Source organism: Exiguobacterium sp. s145 (genome assembly GCF_018618835.1).
GTDB lineage: Bacteria > Bacillota > Bacilli > Exiguobacteriales > Exiguobacteriaceae > Exiguobacterium_A > Exiguobacterium_A artemiae.
The window spans coordinates 20,730-28,774 of sequence record NZ_JACSMV010000030.1; the positions used below are offsets into that span (position 1 = coordinate 20,730).

Below are 8,045 nucleotides of genomic sequence, written 5' to 3' on the forward strand. Positions count from 1 at the left end.
CAATGGGAACAACGTAAATCATACATGCATCTCCTTTGTATATACTCGCGAATATGGCGTGAGAGTCTCTACCGGGTCACCTTAAACGACCTGACTATGAAGGAGCAGACCCTTCGTATACACTTTTTTGTGAAGCGGCCTGCTCTTTTTCCATTTATCTATGGGGGAAGAGTGGGCTTTTTTCATCGGGGTACGCATGAAATTGGAAAGGCGGGAATAGATTTGGAAGCACATTTGGACCAAGAAATGATCCTCGTCCTCGACTTTGGAGGTCAGTACAATCAATTGATCACACGCCGCATTCGTGATCTCGGAGTTTACAGTGAACTGCATTCGCATAAGATCACTGCAGCGGAAGTAAAAGACATCGCACCAGCCGGTATCATCTTCTCCGGGGGACCACGGAGTGTCTACGCAGAAGACGCGTACCGCTGTGATCCAGAAATCTTTGACCTCGGCATTCCGATTTTCGGAATTTGTTACGGTATGCAATTGATGTCGCAACACTTTGGTGGAACGGTTGAACGCGCCGGACACCGCGAGTACGGAAAAGCGACGTTGACACTCAACGATCCATCGCCGATGTATGCGAACCTCCCGCTCGAACAGACGGTTTGGATGAGCCACAGTGACCTCGTCACATCGGTACCAAACGGTTTCGTCGTCGATGGAACAAATGTCTCGTGCCCAATTGCTTCAATCAAAAACGAAGAGCTAAAGATGTACGGCGTCCAGTATCATCCGGAAGTCAACCATACGATGTTCGGTAAAGAACTCTTGAAAAACTTCCTCTTCGAAGTCTGTCAGTGTACGGGCGACTGGTCGATGGAAAACTTCATCGAAATCGAAATCGCAAAAATTAAAGAAGAAGTCGGCGATAAAAAGGTCCTTTGCGCCCTTTCAGGCGGTGTTGATTCATCTGTCGTCGCGGCACTCATTCACGCAGCAATCGGTGACCAGTTGACATGTATGTTCGTCGACCACGGTCTCTTGCGTAAAGGGGAAGCCGAAAGTGTCATGAAAACATTTGCGGATCACTTCCACATGAACGTCATCAAGATTGACGCGCAGGACCGCTTCCTCAACAAGTTAAAAGGCGTTTCGGATCCGGAGCAAAAACGAAAAATCATCGGGAACGAATTCGTTTATGTATTCGACGAAGAAGCGTCGAAGCTGACGGATATGGACTTCCTGGCTCAAGGAACGCTTTATACGGATATCATCGAAAGCGGAACAGATACGGCCCAAACGATTAAATCACACCACAACGTTGGTGGATTGCCGGAAGACATGCAGTTCAAGTTGATCGAACCGATCAACACGCTGTTCAAGGACGAAGTCCGCGAACTCGGAAAAGAACTCGGTTTGTCGGACGAAATCGTCTGGCGTCAGCCGTTCCCGGGACCAGGTCTCGGGATCCGTGTCCTCGGTGAAATCACAGACGAGAAACTTGAAATCGTCCGCGAATCCGATTTCATCCTCCGTGATGAAATCAAAAAAGCCGGTCTTGAACGCGAAATCTGGCAGTACTTCACAGTCTTGCCGCCGCTTCGTTCAGTTGGTGTCATGGGTGACGAGCGGACATACGACTATGCCGTCGGAATCCGTGCCGTTACATCAATCGACGGGATGACATCGGACTGGGCACGCATCCCGTGGGACGTGCTCGAGAAGATTTCTGTCCGGATCGTCAACGAAGTTCAGAACGTCAACCGCGTCCTGTACGATGTGACGTCGAAACCACCTTCAACGATTGAGTGGGAGTAAGAACTAGACCTACTGAGGGGATTTGTCTCATGAAGCCTGTCCTACCAACGTGTTAAAGGACACAGGTGAAAGGAAATCCGTTTCACCTTCAACAATTGTATTTCAAAATGAAGCTCTCTTTTGTTCACATGATTTGTGAATGAAAGGGAGCTTTTTTCGCGACTAAAATCATGGAACTGTTGAGTGACGTCAAACTGAACCAACAAATTCTAAGGAGTAAAATAAGACACACCGAGCTGTGTATCGTACAGTTGATATAATATGAAGTCAGTAATGAAATGGAATAGGTGGCGAACCACTATGATTGATTGGACATGGCCTGAAGTTGATCGATTAGAGCATCAAGAGAATTGGAATGAAGCAAAAGAATATCTTATAAAAGCATGGCAACAAAATCCGACGGACTTAAAAACGACTGTACGACTTGGCTTTTTTTGTTGGTATGTCGTAGTCGAACAAGGGCCGCTTGGGATTACAGATGCAGATATAGATACGGATGAATTAGAGTCTGTGTTGACTGAAGTGACAAATTTCGGTTTGGCTCATTTTATAACGCATGAAGATTTTCTCTGGTGTTTTGGTTATATGATTTCCATGTTTCCTTATTACTTTGGAGACTATGAACAGTGGGAAGAAAAAGGGATTTCCATGTTAAAGCATGCTTATGAATTGTATCCTGAGGAACCTATATATAAATATTCTTACTTAGGATCTTTCACGAATACTTATCGAACACGTCGAACACGTAAGAATGAATTAAAGCGGGTAAAACCTGTTTTAGAAGATCGATTTAGAGGAGAAGGCCTACTGTCTGAGTACTTTAAAAGTATATTTAGCTAACATTCCAGATGATTTTTAATCCTCATTTTTTTGCATGAGATCTGATGTATAAAAATGTGAAGAAGTATAGAGGGGTTAAGGCGAAATATTAGTTTTTTTGTTGATTAATGCAAAACATGGAATGCCAGAAGAAAGTCTGTTGCTAAACCAGCGCGGACTTTCTTTTAATTAAACATGTGAAAAAAAAGTTTAATTAAAAAAGAAGTAGGGGAAATTCAAAATGTTGGCATTTAAAATTACTTGTAAGCGTTTGATATTTGATTTTAACATTGAATTTTAAACGCTGTTTATCCCAAAGGAGGAGAAGGTCATGAGTAGAAAAGAAAATACATTTATCGACGTGTTTAATACCCAAGCGGAAGTATTAAGTAAAGTGAATGAATTAAAGGCACAGGGTTACAATGAAAGCGATATGTATGTCGTCGCACAAGATAAAGATTCGTTTTCTATGTTAAAAGACCAGACAGACGTCCATGTGGATACTACGGGTGAAGAGCAGCATCAAGGATTCATGGGAAAATTCATGGCCGCCTTCTCTGAAGATTCTTCTACGGAAGCATTCAGTGGTATGGGACTTGATCGTACTGAATCGGAAGAGTACCGTCGTCAAGTACAAAACGGCAAATTAGTATTATATGTAGACAGTGATTATGGGGATTCTTACGAAAAACACAATCAGAGTTACGGTCAAGGGTACGGCGTTGCTTCGGATGTGAACGAGGATGAAAAATACGGCGCAACTTCAGGAGTGGACCGGAATCAAGATTACAATAATTCTTCAGAAATGGATCGGACATCTACTACTTCACCAGATGTCGGGACAGAAGAAGAACGGATTCGCCTGCATGAGGAACGTTTGAATGTTGATAAAGAAAGAGTACAGACTGGAGAAGTAAATGTCAGCAAACGTGTAGTCGAAGATCAGCAATCCATTGAAGTCCCGATTGAGCGTGAAGAAGTGTATGTAGAACGTCGTCCTGTCAATGAAAGTGAAACAAGAACAGATGCGTTTGTAGATGAAAATGACTCGATTCATGTCCCGCTTTCTGAAGAACGCGTTGTCGTTTCAAAACAAGATGTTGTTTCTGAAGAAATTGTTGTTGGTAAACGGAAAGTTCAAGATACTAAAACTGTCTCGGAAACAGTACGTCATGAAGAGGCAGACATCGATGATGGTACGAATACGACAAACAATCTTGATCGGGATAATAATAGAGATGAAAGACTTGAACGAGATAACAATCTTGATCGAAACAACGGACTTGATCAAGGAGATAGAAGATAATTCTATAGCTATAAAAAGAGAGTGGCTCATCAGCTACTCTCTTTTTTTTGATCCGATACGATATATCGCGTTTTTATTTCTTTTCTTCAAAAAAACGTGTGTTTAAGTGTAGATTTTAGTAACGTAAAAAAGAGTCCGATGATTAACAGATAGAAAGAGGAGTTGGAAGAAGATGAATGGACGAAATCCGGTTTATGATCACGCCAAATTGACCTTGATTTTTTTGGTGGTTCTGGGTCACTTAATCGAACCTTTTATTGTGAAAAGCCGAATGCTAGAAGGTGTGTTTAATTTTATTTACGTGTTTCATATGCCGGCCTTCATCTTCATTTCCGGTTATTTTTCAAAGGCGGAATTAACCGTCAGAACCGGACTAAAACTTTTTTTTGATTACCTCGTACTGTTCGTACTCATTCAACTGATATTTGTGGCAGTCATGAAGGAAATCGGAATGGATCAATATCAATTTTTGACCTTCCAACCGGCTTATATTTATTGGTATTTGTTTGCGATGTTCGCTTGGAGTTTAATGCTGCCAGCAGTTCTTCAGTTGGCGCGATTTACTAAACTCGGAGTTGGACACATCGTGGTCATCAGTGTTCTGATTGCTTTAGTTGCCGGTTACGTCGAACAGATCGGCTGGATGTTCAGTTTGTCACGGATTTTGGTGTTCTTTCCGTTTTTTGTACTCGGTTATTATTTCAAGAGTCAAGGTTGGAAAATCTATCAAGCATTCCCGAATCGTAAAATAGCTGTAAGTGTCATGATGATCGTTGCTCTGATGATGTGGATTTGGCCGAACCTTTTTCAGTTTGGTTTGCTGAGTGGAGCGAATTCGTATTCCAAGATTGGATTAACCGATACAGGACCAATCGTACGACTTGTTCTGTATATGGTGCAGTGCGTCATGATTGTAGCGTTCTTCACACTAGTGCCGCGAAAACCGTTCTTATTTTCTCATCTTGGAACAAAGACGTTGACCATCTATATTCTTCATGGATTCATCGTCAAAGGACTTGTTGCCGCTGCATATTTTAATGAGCTTACCGTAGAGAGAGTATTACTCCTGCCGTTTTTGGCATTCTTGCTTGTAGTGGTCTTAGGGAGAGTTCCGCTTCGGTTTCAGTTATCACGGATTATTTTTAAGAACGACAAGCATAATCAAAAAAACTTAGGAAATGTCAGCTGATCGAAAAAACGCTTCCAAAACCGAACGTTCGGTTTATTTAAACGACTAAATTTCGCTTTTATGGTTGACCGGTGATTTAGAGCGTGCTACGATGTGTCTGTTCTTATCTTAATCATCCACTAAAAAAACAAAAAATAATGCCGTATAATTCTGGGGATATGGCCCGGAAGTCTCTACAGGAACACCTTAAAGGTTCCTACTACGGCGTGCACTGATTTCCGGTGTGCGCTTAAAGAAACGGCTTTTACCGCTTAGGTAACTGCCGTTTTTTTCGTTTCTTGAGACGGCTTATTTGGAAAGAGGGCAACCATGAGCACACAGATGAAACCGCAACAACCAAAACAAAAGGAGAATGCGATTGCGCGTTACTTCGACTTTAATGGACTCGGTACGAATATGCGGACAGAGTTCATCGCCGGTATGACGACGTTCTTCGCGATGGCTTACATCTTGTTCGTCAATCCGAACACACTCGCAGAAGCGGGAATGGATGCCGGAGCGGTCTTCGGTGCAACAGCACTCGTTGCGATCATCGGTTCGGTCACGATGGGCTTACTCGCCAATTATCCGATTGCCCTGGCACCCGGTATGGGACTAAACGCGTTCTTCGCTTACAGCGTCGTTATCGGAATGGGTATCCCGTGGCAAACAGCTTTATCCGGTGTTTTAGTATCCGGTCTGGTTTTCATGGTGTTAACAGCGTCTGGGATTCGGGAAACCATCATCAATGCAATTCCTGAACCTCTTAAAATGGCAGTAGCTGCCGGAATCGGTTTATTCATTGCTTTCATCGGTTTAAAAACGGGTGGCATCGTCGTCGCCAACGAAGCGACACTCGTCTCACTCGGTAACCTCGGTCAGGGGACAACATTACTTGCTGTCTTCGGCTTAGTCATCTCAGCTATCTTAATGACACGTGGCATTAAAGGGGCGATCTTCTTCGGAATGATCATCACAGCAATCGCCGGTATGATCTTTGGTTTAATTCCGGTGCCGTCAAGTCTCGGTGAAATCGTCTCAGCTCCGCCAAGTATCGCCCCGACATTCGGTCAAGCGTTCTTACACTTTAACGAAATCTTTACGGTTCAAATGGCAGTCGTCATCTTAACGTTCTTCTTCGTTGATTTCTTCGATACAGCAGGAACACTAGTTGCGGTCGCTAACCAAGCAGGACTGATTAAAGAAAATAAAGTCCCGCGTGCCGGTCGTGCCTTGATTGCGGATTCAACAGCAACAGTTGCCGGTTCGATTCTCGGAACGTCAACGACAGTCTCTTACATTGAATCAAGTGCCGGTGTTGCAGCAGGTGGTCGCTCAGGTATGACGGCGATCGTGACAGGATTATTCTTCGGACTTGCTTTGTTCTTCTCACCGTTGCTCGCGATTATCACAGCACCGGTCACGGCGCCAGCGTTAATCATCGTCGGTGTGTTGATGGCTTCATCACTTCTCCAGATCGACTGGAAGAAGTTCGAATATGCAGTGCCGGCTTTCTTGACAGTCATCATGATGCCGCTGACGTATTCGATCGCAACCGGGATTGCTTTCGGATTCCTGTTCTATCCGATCACGATGATTGCAAAAGGACGCGCGAAAGAAGTCCATCCGATCATGTACGCCATGTCACTCGGATTCCTGGCTTACTTCATCTGGTTACATTAATTTTTTGATTGCTCATGACGTCTTTCTTCTATATAGAAGAGAGGCGTTTTTTTTATGCAGGAGGGAAAGGGGATTAAGAGGAGGTGTTCGTATGATGAAAAACCCGACAGGTCCGGTTTTTGAATATTTAGCCGAGCACAATGGATTGATTCAGACGGCACGGAAAATCGGTCTACCGTTAGGCGGAACCTTTTTTGTCGGAGGGCAGGAAACGGAAGAAACGATTCAAACGGTCCGGGAATTAAATAAAGACGGACGGGCGGTAACGGTTGATTGTCTCGGTGAATTCATCGAAACAGAACAAGATGCAATCGGGATTGCTGACGAATGCATCAAAGTCATCTACTGCATTGCGGAAGAAAAGTTAAATGCCCAAGTCTCTTTAAAACTGACATCAGTCGGATTACGGCTTAATCCGCAAATCGCGGAGAAGCAGATGACAAGGATTTTGGAAACGGCAGAACTGTTCGATATGCGTGTGACCGTTAATATGGAAGAAGAAGCGGTGTGTGAAACGATCATTCAAGTTTTTGAACGGTTGCACGGTCGTTTTTCAAATGTCGGGATTGCTTTGCAAGCCAACCTATATCGGACGCGCTTTGATCTTGAACGATTGCAGTCGACAGTTCGTGTCGTTAAAGGAGCATATACAGGCCCGGCAGATATTTATATTGAGCGGAAAGAAACGGTTGATGCAACATATCTGCAACTCGTCAAACAAAATCTTTTGCAAGGCTGTTATACGCAAGTTGCGACACATGACGAAGATATGATCCGGGAAGTCGTTCGCTTTGTTCACCAGCATAGCATCGGATCCGAACAGTTTGAGTTTCAAATGCTTCAGGGGATGCGGCCGAAGCGTCAACAGGAATTAGTGAAAGAAGGATTCCGTGTCGTCATTTATGTTCCGCATGGCGTCGACTGGTATACGTATCTGATGAAACGGTTGGCGGAACGACCGGCTAACATTGGATTTACCATGATGAGTATGTTGAGACTTTAAATCCTTTACAAAGGGTTTTTAAATCCTTTGTAAAGTTTTTTTAAAATAATGCTTGTGTTTGTCGAATTTTGTTGTTATATTAATAAATGTTCCAGCGAGACGCCTTTTATAAACGGTTTGTTGGGGCTGAAAAATCTTTTTCTCAAACATGGTTGACATAATCATAAGAACCTGTTAATCTATTGAAGTCGCTAATACGACGCGAAAGAAATGACGAACTTTGAAAACTGAACGATGAGGCAAAAAACGTATCTTCGGATACAAACAATGAATGAAGCGCAAGCTTCGTCAACGTGACT

The 8,045-nt window shown here is 43.5% G+C and carries 6 protein-coding genes and 2 riboswitches; all 6 genes read left to right on the forward strand.

Features of this window, described 5'->3' with window-relative positions:
- The first annotated feature begins 15 nt into the window (after positions 1 to 15).
- Positions 16 to 117: riboswitch (purine riboswitch) on the forward strand.
- A 129-nt stretch (positions 118 to 246) separates the two neighbouring features.
- The 6 genes from guaA to KNQ07_RS15500 all read left to right on the forward strand — a co-directional run bounded on the left by guaA (position 247) and on the right by KNQ07_RS15500 (position 7,746).
- Positions 247 to 1,767 carry a glutamine-hydrolyzing GMP synthase gene (gene guaA / locus KNQ07_RS15475; RefSeq protein ID WP_214767842.1) on the forward strand — a complete coding sequence of 507 codons (1,521 nt, stop codon included), beginning with the start codon at positions 247 to 249 and terminating at the stop codon, positions 1,765 to 1,767.
- Positions 1,768 to 2,067: 300 nt separating this feature from the next.
- Positions 2,068 to 2,607, forward strand: a complete 540-nt coding sequence (locus tag KNQ07_RS15480) for a hypothetical protein (RefSeq protein ID WP_214767834.1) — start codon at positions 2,068 to 2,070, stop codon at positions 2,605 to 2,607.
- Positions 2,608 to 2,917: 310 nt separating this feature from the next.
- Positions 2,918 to 3,892, forward strand: coding sequence for a YsnF/AvaK domain-containing protein (locus KNQ07_RS15485; RefSeq protein WP_214767836.1), 975 nt, complete (start codon positions 2,918 to 2,920; stop codon positions 3,890 to 3,892).
- A 172-nt stretch (positions 3,893 to 4,064) separates the two neighbouring features.
- Positions 4,065 to 5,081, forward strand: coding sequence for an acyltransferase family protein (locus tag KNQ07_RS15490; protein WP_214767838.1), 1,017 nt, complete (start codon positions 4,065 to 4,067; stop codon positions 5,079 to 5,081).
- Between the two features lie 120 nt (positions 5,082 to 5,201).
- A riboswitch (purine riboswitch) is annotated at positions 5,202 to 5,303 on the forward strand.
- Positions 5,304 to 5,438: 135 nt separating this feature from the next.
- A complete protein-coding gene (locus KNQ07_RS15495) occupies positions 5,439 to 6,743 on the forward strand; it encodes an NCS2 family permease (protein WP_026829315.1) in 1,305 nt (434 codons plus the stop codon).
- A gap of 91 nt (positions 6,744 to 6,834) precedes the next feature.
- On the forward strand, positions 6,835 to 7,746 hold the full coding sequence (locus KNQ07_RS15500; RefSeq protein WP_214767840.1) for a proline dehydrogenase family protein: 912 nt from the start codon (positions 6,835 to 6,837) through the stop codon (positions 7,744 to 7,746).
- The last annotated feature ends 299 nt before the right edge of the window (positions 7,747 to 8,045 follow it).